Below are 18,019 nucleotides of genomic sequence, written 5' to 3' on the forward strand. Positions count from 1 at the left end.
ATCTAATTACCCTGCTTTCTTTAATGCAAAATCCCGACCAAATAGCAGTTTATTCCGAATCGAAGTGATTGGTGTCTGATCTACAATCAGCTCGGCATACCATGCACCATCCTCGGTATCACCAAACAGTACTGCACCAATGACTTTGTCTTTCTGGATGATGATGCGTTTATAAATCTGACGTTTTTCATCATTCAGGACAATGTCTTCAAAATCATCTTCCGGTTCAAAATTACCGGCCGAGAACACATCACAACCACTGACTTTGAGCTGGGTCGGAACAGTAGGTGCCTTAAAGGTCAAGCTACCGTGTTCTGCCAGATGCGAGGCACAAATAAAGGCTTGGCCCCACAGCGGTTCCACCAGACCAAAAGTTTGACCACGATGTTCGATACACTCACCGACTGCATAAATACTCGGGTCATAACTTTGCATGGTGTCATTGACCAGCACCCCACGCTGACAGCGCAGGCCGGCACTTTGCGCCAGGGCAATATTCGGACGGATTCCCACCGCAAACACCACCAGATCGGCATCGAGCAGCGTGCCATCGTTTAGCCGGACTTGTGTGACATGGCCATTTTCACCAAGCAGCATTTCGGTATTGGCTTCGGTCAGGATACGAATACCTTTTTCTTCAATACTGTTTTTCAACATTAAGCTGGCTTTGCTATCCAGCTGACGATCCATAATCCGGTCCATTAGATGCAGCACGGTAACGTTCATGCCACGCTGTTTCAAACCATAGGCCGCTTCAAGCCCGAGCAAACCACCACCAATAACCACGGCGTTTTGTTTCTGTTCGCAATATTCCAGCATCCGGTTCACATCATAGATATCGCGGAAGCTGAGCACACCGTCCAGCTCTGTGCCCGGAATTGGGGGAATAAACGGCTGCGAGCCGGTGGCTAAAATCAGCCGGTCATAATTCACCACTTGCCCCGACTGGGTGAAGACTTGCTTGCGTGGACGATCAATTTTCACCGCAGCATCACCGGCAATCAGCTGAATACCTTTTTCGGCATACCAGGCATGCGGATGCAGCATGATATCGTCCACCGTTTTATCACCGGCCAAGACCGGGGACAGCATAATCCGGTTGTAGTTGCCCCACGGTTCTTCGCCAATCACGGTAATCTCGTAACGATCAGGTGCCATATCCAGCAAATCTTCCAGACAGCGCATGCCCGCCAGACCATTACCCACCAGCACCAGCTTCATTTTTTCCTGTTGCACGCCATTATTGGTGATATAGGTTTTTTGTGCAGTCGGACTGACAAAAACCCGGCCCTGTTCAATTTTGCTTGGAAACACCAGTAATTTCTGGTCTTTATCTTCCAGACAGCGGCCGGTGGCCAGACTGAAATGCTGTTTATAGATTGGTGATGCCACCACACGCTCACCTTGCAAATCACCCAGAATACCGCGCGACATCACATTGGCGCCGCTAAACGGGTCCTGATTACTCAGGGCATAAACACGCTGTTCCTGCCCCACACGGAAAATTGCAATCTGCTGGCCTTCCACCAAGGCTGCCACGCCGGTATGTGGGGTAATCTCCTCCAGATGACAGACCTCTACCCAATCCAGTTCATTCATATCTTTTAAAATTGTCATCATCGTTATCCTGTACTTTGGCATCTTCTGCTGCATATCTCATTTGGTTTTTCTGGCGGATTTGCTTCAGAAGATGTGTCTTGATCTTGAAGGTTATGCCTGCATCACCGGAATCCGGCTTTCATCACGCTCGGCCGCCGTTTTCGGGCGAATCTGCCCACGTTCGGTGGCAAACTGGATGTGCGGATCGTGCTGCTGCTCGGCTTTGGCATTGATAAAGGTTTTAAAGCGTTTACGTACTTCCGGATCTTCAATCGCGGTACGCCATTCATCCTGATAAGTACCCACCACATGCTGCATGCGGCGTTCTAGTTCTTCGGCCAGACCTAAGGAATCGTGCACAATCACGTCTTTCAGATAATCCAGCCCGCCCTCCAGGTTGTCGCGCCAAACCGAAGTACGTTGTAAACGGTCTGCGGTTTGAATGTAGAACATAAAGAAGCGGTCGATGTATTTGATTAAGGTACTGGTATCCAGATCGGAAGCCAGCAGCTCGGCATGACGCGGTTTCATGCCACCGTTACCGCAAACATACAGGTTCCAGCCTTTTTCAGTGGCAATCACGCCCACGTCTTTACTTTGTGCTTCGGCACATTCACGGGTACAGCCAGATACCGCCATTTTCAGTTTGTGCGGAGAACGCAGGCCTTTGTAACGGTTTTCCAGGAAAATCGCCAAGCCAACTGAATCATCCACGCCATAACGGCACCAGGTGCTACCCACGCAAGATTTCACGGTACGCAGTGACTTGCCGTAGGCATGACCCGATTCAAAACCGGCATCAATCAGTTTTTGCCAGATTTCCGGTAACTGATGTACCTGCGCCCCAAACATATCCACGCGCTGACCACCGGTCAGTTTGGTGTACAGGCCGTATTCCTTGGCAATCTGGCCAATGGCAATCAGGCCATCTGGAGTCACTTCACCACCGGCCATTCGTGGGACCACCGAATAAGAACCATCTTTCTGGATATTGCCCAGATAGTAGTCATTGCTATCTTGCAGGCCGGCATGACTTGGTTTTAGCACAAAGTCATTCCAGCAGGAGGCCAGAATATTGGCCACAGTTGGTTTACAGATATCACAGCCCAGACCGTGACCATGTTGCTGGATTAAATCTTCAAAAGTCTTGATCTCGTTCACACGCACCAGGTGATACAGTTCCTGACGCGAATAGGCAAAGTGTTCACAAAGATGGTTATTGACCGTCACCCCTTGACGCTGCAATTCGGCTTTTAATACCTGAGTCACTAAAGGTGCACAGCCCCCACAAGCAGTTGCGGCCTGGGTACATTTCTTCAGTGCACCGAGTGAAGTTGAACCGGCTTCAATCGCCTGGCAGATATCGGCTTTAGACACGTTATTACAGGAACAGATGGTGGCGCTGTCTGGCAGCAAATCGACACCGCTGCCACCGGCTTTGGCACCTGACTCGGCAAAGCCCGGCATGATCAGGCTTTCTGGCTGTTCTGGAACTGCCAGACCATTCAGCATCATTTGCAGTAGATCGTTATATTCTTTGGCACAGCCAACCAGCACCGCACCCAGCAATCGGTTTTTTTCCGCATTAACCACAATTTTCTTGTAGATCAGCGCATCTTCATCGGCATAAAAATAGCTGAGTGAATTTGGAGTCATGGCATGTGCATCACCAATAGATGCCACATCCACACCCATCAGCTTTAATTTAGTGCTCATGTCGGCGCCAGCAAAGCAGTTCGGGTTTTGCTGCATCACATGCTTGGCGGCAATTCGAGCCATGTCATAGCCCGGTGCGACCAGACCGTAAATCTTGTTTTGCCACAGCGCACATTCCCCAATCGCATAAATATCCGGATTGGAAGTCTGACAGTAATCATTAATCACAATCCCGCCGCGCTCGCCAATGCTGAGTCCGCTTTGGCGCGCCAGTTCATCACGTGGACGAATCCCGGCAGAAAACAGGATGATATCGGTTTCCAGTTCAGCGCCATCACCAAACTTCATCACATGCTTGGCCGACGCGCCATCTTCAATTGAGGAGGTGGCTTTCTGGGTATGGACTTTCACGCCCAGATCTTCAATTTTGCTGCGCAGCACCTTACCGCCCAGGTCATCAACCTGCACCGCCATCAGACGCGGCGCAAACTCGACTACATGGGTTTCCAGATTTAGGTCTTTTAAGGCTTTGGCTGCTTCCAGACCAAGTAAACCGCCACCAATCACGACACCAGATTTGGCATTCAGACTAGCGGCTTTAATTGCATCCAGATCTTCAATAGTGCGGTAAACAAAGCAGTTTTCACGGTCATTGCCCGGAATAGGTGGCACAAAGGCATAAGAGCCCGTCGCCAGTACCAGTTTGTCATAGGCAATCACATCACCCTGATTGGTGGTGACCAGTTTATGTACCGGGTCAATAGCCGTGGCTTTGGTATTGAGGCGCAGATCAATGCCATAGGCATCGGCGAAGTCACTGCGGCATAGACTTAGGTCTTTGGCAGACTTGCCGGTGAAGTATTCGGTTAAATGTACGCGGTCATAAGCCAAACGCGGTTCTTCTGCCAAAATGGTGATTTCAACCTCATCGCCCGCAGTTTCCAAAACCGATTCAATAAATTTGTGGCCGACCATACCGTGGCCAATCATGACAAGTTTCATACAGTTCTCCTCAATAATATTCTGTGTTGGCTTAGGCTGCGTTATTGCGTTCAACAATGGCCTGTTCGAACAGGCGTTGTTCTTTTTCTTTGTGCTCCACCGAGAAGCGAATCATCAGGACAAAACTTGCGGCAATTACCACCAGTCCGCCCAGAACCATCAGGCAGGTCTGAATATCCAGTACGCCTTTTAACAGGAAGCCTGCGGCGACTGCGCCGACGTTCCCACCAGCCCCAATAATGCCGGCCACGCCGCCCAGTGCATCGCGGTCAATAAATGGCACCAGTGCATAGGTCGCGCCGCAGGCCATGTGGGTAAACAGGGCAAAAATGGTCATGACTAAAATGGCCAGCATGGCGCTGTTCATTTGCGAGAACAGAATCAGGAACAAGCCTTCCATTAAAATCATGGCAAACAGCACTTTGGTACGCCCATCCAGACCGCTTTTTAGTGCTACCTTGTCAGAGACAATGCCGCCCAATGCACGGGCAAACAGGGCCAGCAAACCGAAGATGCCCGCTGCCATGCCGGCTTCTTTCAGGCCAAAGCTGAAGTGTTCGACGTAATACATCGCCACAATGTTGTGAATAAAGATTTCAATCCCGAAACAGGCAGCATAGGCACCAAATAAAATCCAGACGCGGTAGTTACGTGCAGCATGCAGCAGAATCGCCATACCGCCTTTTTTGTCGCTGCCGACCTGAATGCCCTGTTCGCGTAATTCTTTAAAGTTGCCTTGGGTACAGTCCTGAGTCAGTTTCCAGTACAGGATGCCGACAATAATCATCATGATGCCCGGTACCAGCAAAGCAATACGCCAACCCATGGCCTGCTCGACCCCAAACATCACCAAGGCAGATAACAGCAAAGGCATCAGTGCCTGGGTCGCACCACCGCCGGCATTGCCCCAGCCTGCCGTAGTGGCATTGGCGGTTCCCACCACATTCGGTGCAAACATGATGCTGGTGTGATATTGGGTAATCACGAAGCTGGCACCAATGGCGCCAATCAGCAAACGGAAAAACAGGAAAGATTCATAACTGTTGGAAGCCGCCACCCCAAACACCGGAATACTGCCGATAATTAACAAGGCGGTATAGGTTTTGCGCGGGCCGTATTTATCACACAGCGGCCCGACAATTAAGCGGACCAGAATGGTGATGGCCACCGCGGCAATATTGATATTGGCGATCTGATCTTTGGTTAGGTTGAACTCGCCGGCAATGACTGGCATTAACGGTGCGCAGGCAAACCAGGCAAAGAAACAGACAAAAAATGCGAGCCAACTCATATGGAAGGCTCTCATCGCTGAAGTTTTAAAGTTAAATAGACTTATTTTTGTCGCTTTATTCGCTTGCAAATTTGAAGACATGACCATCTCCTACCTGAACTGAACGTGTGGGTTAACCTGCTATACGGATAGCTGCATAACAGATTCGAACAGAGCGGACGTCGTTGGCCGTCTTTCAAATTTTGGGAGTCTTCTTTGACTCAGCTGGAATAATGCAGATAGCGTGCCAACTTTTTAGAAAAACTCAGTAGCTTGCTGTTTTTTATTGGGTTTTGAGGGTTATCTATGCTGGGTGAAGGTATTCAGATGCGAGTGGCATCCCAATTTCACGGTTCTGGCAGCCTCCTGTTTTATTTTTTAAAGCTCGCTGCCTTATCTTGGTGCGTTTTGTTTCATGCAAGTGCATCTTCCCATCAAGTTCAGATTTAATTTTTGATTTCAAAGGTTTTATTTTAATAAATTCAGTTTTGGCACCATCTTTGCATTATTAAAATAACTCGTTGTACAGACTCTATTGAGAGTTGCATGCCAAAACTGAAAATCGCGTTAATTGATGATGACCTCGAGCGCGCAGAGTTCATCAAAACCTCCTTGATTCAGCATGAATTTGAGGTGGTTGCCTGTTTGATTATTAATCATTCCAATATGTTCCATTTACAGCAACTGCATGCCGATGTGATTCTGCTGGATATGGACCATCCGCATCGGGACATTATTGAAAGCTGCGTCAGCCAGTTTGATTTACCGACCGTGCTGTTCACCAAAAACAGCCACAAAGACACCATCAAAAATGCCATTGATGCCGGTGTTACTGCTTATATTGTCGATGGGATTGATCCGGCCAAGCTGGACAGCATTCTGGAAATTTCTATCGAGCAGTTTAAAAAGCACAAAAAGCTGCTGCACGATCTGGAAGAAACCAAAGGCAAACTGGCCGACCGTAAAGATGTCGAAAAAGCCAAGGTCTTGCTGATGCGAATGCATGCCTTAAGCGAAGAAGATGCCTTTGGCCTGCTACGCAAAAATGCCATGAGCCACCGGATGACCATTGGTGAAATGGCACGGCGCCTGCTCGATGCCCAGCAACTCCTGCAAAAACAATTTAAGGATTAGCCATGCATAACTTAGAAAAAACCAAACTTCAGATTGGCTATATTCCTTTGCTCGACTGCGTCGCCATTTTATGGGCCAAACAGCGTGGCTTTTTTGCCGATGCCGGCCTCAATGTCGAACTGCTAAAAGAACCGTCCTGGGCCAGTTTAAGAGACCGGCTGGCCTTTGGTTTTATGGATGCCGCGCATTGCCTGTCGGCCATGTTACCGGCGGCGGCGCTCGGCACCGACCAACTGGGGATTCCGCTGCAAACGCCGCTGGTGCTAAGTACCAATCAGGCTTACATCAGCCTGAGTCAATCGCTGTGTTTTGAACTGGGCATCCAGTCGGAAGATGATGCCGCACACATCGCCACAAAACTGATAAATGCCCATCAGCAACGCCCGATACAACTGGCGCATGTGTTTCACACCTCGATTCATCATTACTGTTTAAGAGAATGGCTGGCCTTGGCCGACCCGATTCTGGCGAAAAATATTCAGCTCAGTACGCTGCCACCGCCATATATGGTCGAAGCGATTTCCCAGCAGCAGATTGATGGCTTTTGTGTTGGCGAACCCTGGAATACCCAGGCCGAATTACAGGGCTATTCTAAAATATTGCTCTCGGGTCAGCAGGTTATTCCGCAAGTGGCCGATAAAGTGCTAGCGGTAACCGCAGAATGGGCCGCCCAGCATCCGAATACCTTAAATGCCATGACCTCTGCCATTCAGCGCGCGCAAGCCGAATTGCACCAGCTGGAAGATGCACAAGCAGTCTGGCAAATGCTAAATGAGGCCGGCATCATCCAGTTTCCTTGTTCCGCACAGGTCCATGTCGAACGCTATTATTTTATTCAGAATATTATTCGCAGTTTGGTGGATGAATCGTCAGCCCAGCCGCAAGCGCAGGATTTTGTCTGGCTCACCGAACAAATGTTGAAATGGGATGCGCTGGATGTGCCCGAGGTGGAGAGTGCTGCGGTCAGTCAACGCTGTATTTATCCGCTACCCTCAGGTCACGCCGAATAAAAAAGCCCGCAACGATGGCGGGCTTTTTTATGGCTATTTTTGCAGTCGACAGACTTAGTCGGCAGAAATATCTTCAAACAGCACTGAAGATAAATAGCGCTCGCCACCATCTGGCAAAATCACCACAATATTTTTACCGGCATTTTCCGGACGTGCAGCCAGCTGTGCCGCAGCCGCCATTGCGGCACCACTGGAAATTCCAACCAGAATGCCTTCCTGCGTTGCTGTCTTACGCGCAAAATCAATTGCTTCCTGGCTTGGAATGGCAATGACTTCATCAACCAGGTCTAAATCGAGGTTTTTAGGAATAAAGTTGGCGCCAATACCCTGAATTTTGTGTGGTGCCGGGCTAATCGCTTCACCACGTTTGGCCTGACCAATAATGGCTGATTCTGCCGGCTCAACCGCCACCGAATACAACGGCTGGTTCTGCACTTTTTCGAAATAACGCGAAATACCGGTAAGCGTACCGCCCGTGCCCACGCCGGCAACCAGAATATCGACCTGACCGCCTGTGGCTTGCCAGATTTCAACCCCAGTGGTTTTTTCATGAATGTCCGGGTTGGCCGGGTTTTCAAACTGCTGCGGCATAAAATAGACATCCGGTTGCTCCGCCACCAAACGCTCGGCTTCTTCAATCGCGCCTTTCATGCCTTTGGCTGGTTCGGTCAATACCAGATTGGCGCCCAGCGCTTTTAATACTTTACGGCGTTCAATACTCATGCTGGCCGGCATGGTTAAAGTAATCGGATAACCTTTGGCTGCTGCTACAAAAGCCAGCGCAATACCGGTGTTGCCGCTGGTTGGCTCAACAATATGCATGCCAGCTTTAAGCGCGCCACGCTGTTCTGCATCGGCCACCATTGCCGCACCAATCCGGCACTTGACGGAAAATGCCGGATTACGGCTTTCCACTTTGGCAAATACATTGGCTCCCCCGCCAATGACACGATTAATGCGCACCAGTGGCGTATTGCCAATGGCTTCGGCATTGTTGGCATAAACCGCAATCCCCAAATTGTCCGGGGCGGTAAAAGCTGTATCTGTTGTCATCATGTTTTCCTTAAGTCTTTTTTCATTTACCTCACCTTCTATCATACAGGCTTCTTTAAATTTTAAAATTCGATTTCTCTAAGATTGGTTACAATAAAAACTGAATAAGTTTCACACAAATACGGCCAGTTTTTCGTTAAATTAGGTGATCACCCCATGAAATCTATTCAGTCCAGCCTATAAATCGCTGTAAACTTAGTTCAATTTTGATCTTGACTGACGACCGTGTCAGCCCACCGGCCTCAGGTTCTACTGTAAAAACAGCCCATCCGGCCCATGAAAATATTTAGGGAATGCAATGTCTAACAAGAGTTACAGCCGAATTTATCGTAACCTGACGCAAAAAATTCTAGATAAGATTGTGACCCCGCAAGTCCTGGGCAGCACCAGCGAACTGGAACAGAATCTGGCGCAGAATCAGCTACATACCCGTATCTGCTATGTACTGCAAGATGCCTCTTTAAGTAATACTGTACTGATTGATAAAGAAGCGCAAGCGCGTGGCCTGCCTTCGGTGTTTTCACCACTGATTTTAGGCCAGTACAATGAAGATAACTCGATGCTGGCACTGAATGAGCAGGATCATCCGCACGACAGCTATCATTATTCAGCCCGACTGATTCGTCTAATTGAGGCCTTGCAGCAGCATCCGGATCAGGATGTGCAGCTAGTGCCGGTAACTGTGCTCTGGGGTCGTGCGCCGGAATATGAAGATTCCTGGTTTAAAGCGCTGTTTGCCGATGCCTGGGCCAAACCGAACAAGCTGAAACAAACCCTGAATATTTCCTTATATGGCCGTGAAAACTATATTGAGTTTCACAAGCCGGTATCGTTAAGAGCTTTGCTGGAAACTGCGCAGACCGAACGCCCGAACTTTTCTCCGGCGCATTTTGTGGTGCAAACCCTGGACCAGAACTTTAACCAGTATAAAGAAGCCATTTTAGGCCCTGACCTGTCCGACCGCCGCAACCTGATCAATAAACTAATGAAAACCGAGGCGGTGCAACAGGCGATTCGTAAAGAAAGTATTGATAAAAAAGTCAGCATGTTTGAGGCAGAAAACCGCGCCAAAAGCTATCTGACCGAAATTGTATCGGACTTTTCCTATTCGACTTTACGCTTTGCCGAGCTGGCACTGACCAAACTCTGGACCCAGCTCTATGACGGGATTGAAGTGCATCATTTCGATACCGTGCGTGAACTGGCCAAAGACTATGAAATTGTCTATACGCCGTGTCATCGCAGTCATATTGACTATCTGCTGCTGTCCTATGTAATTTTTAACCGTGGCCTGATGGTGCCGCATATTGCAGCCGGCATTAACCTGAATTTACCGGTGGTCGGGCAGATTTTACGTGGTGGCGGTGCCTATTTTATTCGCCGTACCTTTAGCGGTAATGCGCTGTATACCTCGGTATTTAAGGAATATCTGCACAGCCTGCTGTCACGCAATACCCCGCTGGAATATTTTATTGAAGGCGGCCGTTCCCGTACCGGCTTATTGCTGCCACCGAAAAAAGGCATGCTGTCGATGACGGTGCAAAGCCATTTACGCGGTGCCACCAAACCGATTGCCTTTATTCCAACCTATTTTGGCTATGAAAAGCTGATGGAAGGTACCTCTTATTTAAATGAGCTGAATGGCAAGCCCAAAGAAGCTGAATCGTTATGGGGCATTTTGAACTCGGCGCGGAAAATCGAAAAAGTATTTGGCCAGGTCTATGTCAACTTCGGCGAACCGGTGTTTCTGGACAATATTCTGCAACAGAATCAGGCCGATCAGATCCAGCTTTCAATTCATGATGAATTGCCACGTCCAGTCATCAACACGGTTGATCAGGCAGCACGGGAAATTCTGGAAAATATCAATAAAGCGGTGGTGATTAACCCGATTTCGCTGATTTCCACCATCTTGCTGAATGCACCGCAACATGCCTTAAGCCAGGATGATTTACTGCGCCAAATTGAACAGTATCGTGAGCTGCTTAAAGCCACCCATTATGATGATCGGATGATTATCACCCAGCTGTCGGCACCAGAAATTATTGAATATGCGCTGAAGCTGAAACAGGTCGAGCATTATCAGCAGGATAACCAGACCTGGATTCGTGTGGCCGAAAGTCAGCGTATTTTACTCAGCTACTTTAGTAATAATATTCTGCACTGCTTAAGCTTACCGGCGCTGATTGCCCTGCTCGTGCAGGATATGCCGGCGATCACCACAGCGCAGCTTAAGCAGCATGTCAGCCGCTTATATCCATTCCTGAAATCGGAACTGTTTTTAAAATGGTCAGCCACAGAACTTCCTGCGCAGATTGACCGTATTCTTGGCAGCATGCAGCAACTGGGCTGGATTGACGTGTCGGAGAACATTCAGCTGCTTGAACTCCAAGCAACACATCCAATGCATAGTCTGGCAACGCTGGCACGCAGCAGCCTGAACAACTTTGTGTTGATTAGCCAATTATTGCAGGAATATGCCGAGCCGTATCAGTTAGATTTAAAAGCGCTGGAAAAAATGGCCAAAACCGTATTTAAACGGCTGGCAGAGTCAGGCAATTTAAACAGCGGTTATTACTTCGACAGTGCCACGTTAAAGAGCTTTATGGGCAGTTTACAACAGCTTGGACTGCTGGAGATGCAAGGTCAGCAGTTACAACTGAAACCACAATTTGATACAGAAATATCAGATTATCTGGGCTGGTATGCCCCTGAGCTGCAACAGCAGATTGCAGATAAGCTGCTGTTCTCTGAGAAAGAAATCAAACAGTTTAAAGAGTATAGTAAAAAATAAAGTATCATATTCTCAGATATTATTGTGATACTAATCACACGATCTTATCAGTTAATTTGATATATTTTTTCACAAAAAACAATGGGGTTTTGGCGCTTTTATTCAGCGCTTTGCCCCGACTCGCTCTATACTAGCAGCAACGTGTTTTAGAGAAATTAACTATGAGTGATGGTCTTGAAATAGACGTAATGCGTGATTCTGCTGAAACTGTCGTAACGATTTTAAAATCGCTTGCCAATACCGACCGTCTATTGATTCTTTGCCATCTTTCCCAACAAGAGTTGAATGTATCGCAAATTGAGGAAATTACTCAAATTCGCCAGCCGACCCTGTCGCAACAGCTGATGATGTTGCGTAAAAGTGATGTGGTGAACACCCGCCGAGACGGTAAACAGATTTATTACACCATTAAAGATCCGAAACTGGTTGAAGTTCTCAGCACGCTCTATCGACTGTATTGCCCGGCTACCCCACTTTAATAAATTTTGCATAGGCAGATTTCTTAGCATTTTTTATGCATAATATATCTAAATTTATGATTTAGATTTTTATATGTCAGATTTTAAGTCACGCCTGCTCAATCGCTTACCCGCCTGGCAATGGTTAAAACATTATAATACCGTGACCCTGAAATCTGACCTGCTGGCCTCGCTAATTGTCATTGCGATGCTGGTGCCGCAAGGTATGGCCTATGCCATGCTGGCCGGTCTTCCACCGGTAATGGGACTGTATGCCAGTGTACTGCCGATGATCATCTATGCCTTTTTCGGCAGCAGTCCTACGCTTTCGATTGGCCCGGTGGCCATCATCTCCATGATGACCTTTGCCACTTTAAATCCCTTATTTGAAGTCGGCTCTCCGGTGTATATTCAAGCCGCCTGTCTGCTGGCGCTGATGGTTGGGGTCATTTCCCTATTGCTCGGTATGCTGCGCTTTGGCTTCCTGATCCAGCTGATCAGCCATCCGGTTATTAAAAGCTTTATTATTGCTTCGGCACTGCTGATTGCACTGGGCCAGTTAAAGTTTCTGTTTAATGTGCCGTTACAAGCCAACAATATTCCAGAATTTGTGCTGAGTGTCTTTGAATATATCGGCCTGATGCATTGGGAAAGCCTGATCTTTGGTATCGCATCCATTCTGTTTTTGGTCTTCATGCCGAAGTTTTTTAATCTGGAAGCAGTCAAACAGCGCCTCGGGGCCAGCGGATTTATTATTAAATCTTTACCGCTGGTACTGGTGGTGGTCTCCATTGCCCTGGTCTATTTCTTCAATCTGCAACAGGTCGGCATTAAAACTGTCGGTGAAATTCCTTCCGGTTTCCCGGCGCTGTCGATGCCGTTCTGGAATCTGGAGCTGGTACTGCAACTGTTACCCGGCGCCGCGATGATTGCCATGATCAGCTTTGTGGAGTCATTATCCATTGCCCAGGCCACCGCCTTGCAGCAACGTAGCCAGCTGAATAGCAATCAGGAACTCATTGCCTTGGGTGCAGCCAATATTGGGGCCGGCCTCAGTTCAGCCTTTCCGGTGACCGGCAGCCTATCACGTACCGTGGTCAATGCCGATGCTGGCGCCAAAACCTCTATGGCTGGCGTGCTGTCATCTTTGTTTATTGTGCTGGTCAGTCTGTATTTCACCGGTTTTTTCCGTGATCTGCCACTGACTGTACTGGCGGCAACCATTATTGTGTCAATCTGGAAACTGGTCGAGCTAAAACCGTTTATCGACACTTGGCGTTATTCCAAGGCTGATGGTCTGGCGATGTGGATTACCTTCTTCGGCGTGTTATTTATTGATATTTCTACCGGGCTGATTATCGGGATTGTTTCAACCTTTATTCTGCTGCTGTGGCGTATTAGCCGGCCGCATATTGCCGAAATTGGACTGGTCGAAGGCACCCAGCATTTCCGTAATATCCAGCGTCATCAGGTCATCACCTCGGCCAAAGTGCTGTCGATCCGGATTGATGAAGACCTGACCTTTTTAAACTCCAATACCTTAAAAGGTTTCCTGATTAATGCAGTCAGCCAGAAACCGGAACTGGAGCATGTGGTAATTAACGGCTCCAGTATTAGTGCCATTGATTTAAGTGCGCTAGAAATGCTGGAAGATCTGGACAATGAACTGAGAAAACTGAATATCCAGCTGCATTTTTCCGAAGTTAAAGGCCCGGTCATGGACAAACTGCAACGCTCTAAATTACTGAATCATTTAAGCGGTAAAATTTTCCTGACCCATTATCAGGCCATTCGCGAGCTGAGTCCGGACATTACCTAAGATGCCGATCCTGTCTGCTTTTCAGGCAATTATTCGCCCTAAAAAGCAGGCATAAGCATAAAAACATGAAAAAATCATGACTTTTGCATAGCTTAATTTTTCGAATATTCTATTTAAAAACAGCCATTTGATTTTTATATAAATTTTTTTTGTAAGCTATTTAAATTTTCGGTATAAAATACATCGCTAATTTTTCCCTATATTGTCCGTAATTCAGACAAGGCCTTCCTATGTTCTCAGCATTTCTGCGCTTGAGCTTAGTCACTCGAATTCTGATCGCTATCATTTTAGGTGTGATAGTTGCGGTGGCTTTTCCACAATTTGCGCCCTACTTAAGCCTGCTCGGCGATTTATTCATTAAAGCGCTTAAATCCGTGGCACCGATTCTGGTGTTTGTCCTGGTGTTATCCTCTATTGCCAATTTCAAAGTTGGCCATAGTGCGCATATCCGCCCGATTATGCTGATGTATGCCGCAGGTATGTTCCTGGCTGCCCTGGCTGCAGTAATTGCCAGCAGCCTGTTCCCAAGCACGCTGTTCCTGGATATTCCGGCCAATACCGACATGCAACCACCGGGCAGTCTGGCTGAGATTTTAAAGAATCTGCTATTAAGTTTTGTGGCTAACCCGGTAACAGCAATTAGTGAAGCTAACTTTATTGGTATTCTGGCCTGGGCTGTGGCTTTAGGTGTGGCCTTCCGTCATGCAACAGACAATACCAAAGCCTTCCTGACCGATGCTGCAGATGCTGTGAATAAAGTAATCCGTCTGGTCATTAACTTTGCGCCGTTTGGTATTTTTGGTCTGGTGGCGGTGACTTTTGCCGAATCTGGTATGAGTACCTTGGTTAGCTATGCGCAATTATTAACTGTGCTGATTGGTACCATGATTTTTGTGGCGCTGGTGATTAACCCGATGATGGTGGGCTTTGTCACCCGTTCAAATCCGTATCCACTGGTATTCAAATGTTTACGTGAAAGTGGTATTACCGCCTTCTTTACCCGCAGCTCTGCCGCTAACATTCCGGTGAACCTTGATTTGGCCAAACGTTTAGGCGTACAGGAATCAACTGCCAGTGTCGCCATTCCATTGGGTGCTGCGATTAACATGGCTGGTGCTTCTGTAACCATTACTGTGCTGTCACTGGCGGCGGTGAATACTTTAGGCATTCAGGTTGACTTTAGCACCATGCTGATTTTATCCGTGGTCGCAACAGTTTCGGCTTGTGGTGCATCAGGTGTGGCCGGTGGTTCATTGCTGCTGATTCCGGTGGCATGTGGCCTGTTCGGAATTTCATCGGACATCGCCATGCAAGTGGTGGCCATTGGTATGGTGATTAGCGTGTTGCAAGATTCAACTGAAACTGCACTAAACTCATCTACCGATGTATTATTTACTGCCGCAGTTGATCGTAGTTTGCGTTAATATATGCACTACGTCTGTTGATTAATCAATGAATTATGCCATTTCAAAAATTACCGCTCTGGGTTCAGCTGGGTGCATTTTTTCTTTCTGTGAATGCAGGAATCATTAATGTTCTAGGACTGGTGACTGTGTTGCACCAGTCCGTTTCCCACATGACCGGTAATGTCAGCATGCTGGCAATGGCACTTTTGGACTGGCAATGGTCACAGGTAATTTATCTGTTTCTGGTCGTTGTCTGTTATGTGATTGGTTCATTTTATAGTGGACTTATCTTGGGAAATAGCCACTTTCTCCTCGGACGCCGTTATGGGCTGCCGCTGAGTTTAGTGGCTATTTTTATTCTGCTGTGCTGGATTTTACTGCCGTATTTCCCGCGTTATGCATTGCTCTGGGCCTGTGTAGCGATGGGCGTTCAAAACGCCATGATCAGCTATTACAAAGGCACCATCATCCGGACCACGCATTTATCCGGGGTATTGACCGATTTGGGTCTGGCCTTGGGCTATCGCGTGCGTGGCCTGCATGTTGGCAAACGCCGGGTGATTTTGCACCTGCTGATTTTAATTGGCTTCTTTATTGGCGGTCTGGTTGCGACAGCGGTTTATCCTTTATTACAATTAAACTCTTTCCTGGTGCCGGTGGCTTTAAGCTTTAGCTTAAGTCTGGTGTACTGGGTGATTTATTTTCGTTATCGACATTTTCAGAAATAGTTCGGACATTTTCTCATGGTCAAAAATGCATTACAGGCACAGTTACTCAAAGCAGGTTTAGTCGATAATAAAAAGGCTAAAAAACTGTCTAAACAGGCGGTACATGAGCAGCGCACAGGTGTGAGTAAAGATGCTGAAGTAAAAGCCAAAATCGAGCAGGACAAACAGCAGAAAATGGCCCGTGATCAGGCGCTGGAACAAGAGAAAAAAGCCGCCTTGCAGGAAAAAGAGCTGAAAGCTGCCATCATGCAAATGATCAACCAGCATAAAATCCGCGACACCGATGGCGACAGCGTGTATCAGTTTATTGATGGCACCATTAAAAAAGTCTACATCAACCAGCAGATTTATAATGCACTGGTGGCCGGAAGTCTGGTGATTGCCAAGGAAAATGAAGCTTATGCCTTCTTGCCAAAAGCGTTGGCGGAGCGTATTAACCAGAAAATGGAAGGCTTTATTCTGGTGAATAATTCACAAAGCAACGCGGATACCACCGATGAAGAAGATCCGTATGCTGCTTATGTCATTCCTGATGACCTGATGTGGTAAGCACTACAAAGAAAACCGGCTTGGGCCGGTTTTTTTATGGGCCGTTTCATGTGATTCAGAGCCGATTAAACGTAAGCAGATGCACAGGATATGTATAAAAATTTTATTAGAGGTTATAAATTTAAACATAAACCTTTAAACTCTATCACATTTTTAAAATGAATTAAGCGAGGATCACTTGGAACAGTTTGACATCATCCAGAATCTGCAAGACTGGATAGATCAATACCCATGGCTAGAAATGCTGTCATCTCTCAGTATTGTGATTTTATTGGCAATTATTGCCAATTTTATTGCCAAGCAGGTGGTGGTACGCGGCATTCGCAAGCTTATTTCCAAACTTCCTTTTGCCCACAACGAAATTATTGCCGAACACAGCGTCATCCGCCGTATTGCCAATATTGTGCCGGCGATTGTAATCATGAACGGGATTACCACCGTTCCGCATTTGTCCGATAAAGCCATCACCTTTGTACAGATGGGTGCGCAGGCCTTTATCTTCCTGACCATTGCCCTGGCCATTGGCGAATTGCTGAATATCTTTAACCTGATTTACCAGCGCAATCCCAAGTCACGCAATAAACCAATCAAGGGCTATTTGCAGCTGGTCAAGCTGATTATCTTTATTGTCTGCGGTCTGATGATTCTGGGCACCTTCCTGAAAAAAGATGTATTCACCTTGCTGGCCGGTTTCGGTGCCATGGCCGCGGTGCTGATGCTGGTGTTCCAGAATACGATTTTATCGCTGGTGGCTTCGGTACAGATTGCCTCTTATGACATGGTGCGTTTAGGGGACTGGATTGAAATGCCATCTTTAAATGCCGATGGTGATGTCATTGATATGTCATTACATACCGTCACAGTACAGAACTTTGACAAGACCATTACCACCATTCCGACCAACAAATTAATTACCGACACCTTTAAAAACTGGCGCGGTATGCAGGAAGCCGGTGCACGCCGGATTAAACGCTCGATTCATATTGATCAGAGCAGCGTGCATTTCATGAGCGCTGAGGAACAGGCCAAGCTGAAAGAATTTATTTTGCTGGATCAGTATTTAAATACCAAAGCGGAAGAACTGGAGAAATTTAACCAGCAACTGAACAACCATGCCCAGTACAACCATCGTCGTCTGACCAATCTGGGAACGTTCCGTGCTTATGTCGAGTTTTATCTTCAGCAGCATCCGGGGATTAGCAAAAACCAGTCCCTGATGGTGCGTCAGCTACAACCGACCAGCGAAGGCTTACCACTGGAGATTTATGCTTTTACCAATACCACGGTCTGGAAAGAGTATGAAAATATCCAGTCAGATATTATGGATCATTTACTGGCAATTATTCCGGAGTTTGGTTTACAGGTGTATCAGGCGCCATCTGGAACCGATTTTAAAGAGTCGTTTAAAGCATCTTAAGTTTTTAGACTGAAACTAAACACATGAGAACCCACCGCTTGGTGGGTTTTCTTTTTCATCTTCCCTTTCGAATGTATCAGACTCATTTCCCTGTTCTTTCTTACCTAAACACTGCCCGCTGATG

At 47.3% G+C, this 18,019-nt stretch carries 13 protein-coding genes; 9 read left to right on the forward strand and 4 right to left on the reverse strand.

From position 1 onward, the window contains the following. Positions 1-6: 6 nt before the first annotated feature. From nirD to GA693_RS05255, 3 genes are all read right to left on the reverse strand, one after another. Positions 7-1,617, reverse strand: a complete 1,611-nt coding sequence (gene nirD / locus GA693_RS05245; protein WP_160241286.1) for a nitrite reductase small subunit NirD — start codon at positions 1,615-1,617, stop codon at positions 7-9. A gap of 93 nt (positions 1,618-1,710) precedes the next feature. Further along, positions 1,711-4,257, reverse strand: coding sequence for a nitrite reductase large subunit NirB (gene nirB / locus GA693_RS05250; protein ID WP_016658097.1), 2,547 nt, complete (start codon positions 4,255-4,257; stop codon positions 1,711-1,713). A gap of 31 nt (positions 4,258-4,288) precedes the next feature. Continuing rightward, positions 4,289-5,629 carry an MFS transporter gene (locus tag GA693_RS05255; RefSeq protein ID WP_005178146.1) on the reverse strand — a complete coding sequence of 447 codons (1,341 nt, stop codon included), beginning with the start codon at positions 5,627-5,629 and terminating at the stop codon, positions 4,289-4,291. A gap of 444 nt (positions 5,630-6,073) precedes the next feature. On the opposite strand from GA693_RS05255, the gene GA693_RS05260 reads away from it, so the two are divergent. Beyond that, the gene (locus GA693_RS05260) at positions 6,074-6,661 is read left to right on the forward strand and encodes an ANTAR domain-containing response regulator (RefSeq protein ID WP_160241285.1); all 588 of its coding nucleotides are present in this window, start codon (positions 6,074-6,076) and stop codon (positions 6,659-6,661) included. Positions 6,662-6,663: 2 nt separating this feature from the next. Next, a complete protein-coding gene (locus GA693_RS05265) occupies positions 6,664-7,671 on the forward strand; it encodes an ABC transporter substrate-binding protein (RefSeq protein ID WP_160241284.1) in 1,008 nt (335 codons plus the stop codon). 54 nt (positions 7,672-7,725) lie between these two features. On the opposite strand, the gene cysK is transcribed toward GA693_RS05265, so the two are convergent. After that, positions 7,726-8,724 (reverse strand): cysteine synthase A, encoded by a 999-nt coding sequence (gene cysK / locus GA693_RS05270; protein WP_016658093.1) that lies wholly within the window; start codon positions 8,722-8,724, stop codon positions 7,726-7,728. A gap of 298 nt (positions 8,725-9,022) precedes the next feature. On the opposite strand from cysK, the gene plsB reads away from it, so the two are divergent. The 7 genes from plsB to GA693_RS05305 all read left to right on the forward strand — a co-directional run bounded on the left by plsB (position 9,023) and on the right by GA693_RS05305 (position 17,895). Then, positions 9,023-11,518 (forward strand): glycerol-3-phosphate 1-O-acyltransferase PlsB, encoded by a 2,496-nt coding sequence (gene plsB / locus GA693_RS05275; protein ID WP_160241283.1) that lies wholly within the window; start codon positions 9,023-9,025, stop codon positions 11,516-11,518. 161 nt (positions 11,519-11,679) lie between these two features. Next, positions 11,680-11,997: an ArsR/SmtB family transcription factor gene (locus GA693_RS05280; RefSeq protein ID WP_005178157.1), complete on the forward strand. Its 318-nt coding sequence runs from the start codon at positions 11,680-11,682 to the stop codon at positions 11,995-11,997. A gap of 73 nt (positions 11,998-12,070) precedes the next feature. Next, positions 12,071-13,795: a SulP family inorganic anion transporter gene (locus tag GA693_RS05285; protein WP_104494982.1), complete on the forward strand. Its 1,725-nt coding sequence runs from the start codon at positions 12,071-12,073 to the stop codon at positions 13,793-13,795. Positions 13,796-14,025: 230 nt separating this feature from the next. Further along, the gene (gene sstT, locus GA693_RS05290; RefSeq protein ID WP_045794785.1) at positions 14,026-15,219 is read left to right on the forward strand and encodes a serine/threonine transporter SstT; all 1,194 of its coding nucleotides are present in this window, start codon (positions 14,026-14,028) and stop codon (positions 15,217-15,219) included. A gap of 35 nt (positions 15,220-15,254) precedes the next feature. After that, positions 15,255-15,929 carry a YoaK family protein gene (locus GA693_RS05295; RefSeq protein WP_005178167.1) on the forward strand — a complete coding sequence of 225 codons (675 nt, stop codon included), beginning with the start codon at positions 15,255-15,257 and terminating at the stop codon, positions 15,927-15,929. 15 nt (positions 15,930-15,944) lie between these two features. Then, positions 15,945-16,478, forward strand: a complete 534-nt coding sequence (locus GA693_RS05300) for a DUF2058 domain-containing protein (RefSeq protein ID WP_016658090.1) — start codon at positions 15,945-15,947, stop codon at positions 16,476-16,478. A 178-nt stretch (positions 16,479-16,656) separates the two neighbouring features. After that, the gene (locus tag GA693_RS05305; protein ID WP_160241282.1) at positions 16,657-17,895 is read left to right on the forward strand and encodes a mechanosensitive ion channel family protein; all 1,239 of its coding nucleotides are present in this window, start codon (positions 16,657-16,659) and stop codon (positions 17,893-17,895) included. Positions 17,896-18,019 lie beyond the last annotated feature (124 nt).

Origin of the sequence: Acinetobacter indicus (assembly GCF_009914475.1) — a bacterium.
GTDB classification, from domain to species: Bacteria; Pseudomonadota; Gammaproteobacteria; order Pseudomonadales; family Moraxellaceae; genus Acinetobacter; species Acinetobacter indicus.

Bases quoted from the DNA above. Each gene is read 5' to 3' on its own strand.
- nirD (WP_160241286.1), bottom strand. From the start codon at position 1,617: ATGACAATTTTAAAAGATATGAATGAACTGGATTGGGTAGAGGTCTGT.
- nirB (WP_016658097.1), bottom strand. From the start codon at position 4,257: ATGAAACTTGTCATGATTGGCCACGGTATGGTCGGCCACAAATTTATT.
- GA693_RS05255 (WP_005178146.1), bottom strand. From the start codon at position 5,629: ATGTCTTCAAATTTGCAAGCGAATAAAGCGACAAAAATAAGTCTATTT.
- GA693_RS05260 (WP_160241285.1), top strand. From the start codon at position 6,074: ATGCCAAAACTGAAAATCGCGTTAATTGATGATGACCTCGAGCGCGCA.
- GA693_RS05265 (WP_160241284.1), top strand. From the start codon at position 6,664: ATGCATAACTTAGAAAAAACCAAACTTCAGATTGGCTATATTCCTTTG.
- cysK (WP_016658093.1), bottom strand. From the start codon at position 8,724: ATGACAACAGATACAGCTTTTACCGCCCCGGACAATTTGGGGATTGCG.
- plsB (WP_160241283.1), top strand. From the start codon at position 9,023: ATGTCTAACAAGAGTTACAGCCGAATTTATCGTAACCTGACGCAAAAA.
- GA693_RS05280 (WP_005178157.1), top strand. From the start codon at position 11,680: ATGAGTGATGGTCTTGAAATAGACGTAATGCGTGATTCTGCTGAAACT.
- GA693_RS05285 (WP_104494982.1), top strand. From the start codon at position 12,071: ATGTCAGATTTTAAGTCACGCCTGCTCAATCGCTTACCCGCCTGGCAA.
- sstT (WP_045794785.1), top strand. From the start codon at position 14,026: ATGTTCTCAGCATTTCTGCGCTTGAGCTTAGTCACTCGAATTCTGATC.
- GA693_RS05295 (WP_005178167.1), top strand. From the start codon at position 15,255: ATGCCATTTCAAAAATTACCGCTCTGGGTTCAGCTGGGTGCATTTTTT.
- GA693_RS05300 (WP_016658090.1), top strand. From the start codon at position 15,945: ATGGTCAAAAATGCATTACAGGCACAGTTACTCAAAGCAGGTTTAGTC.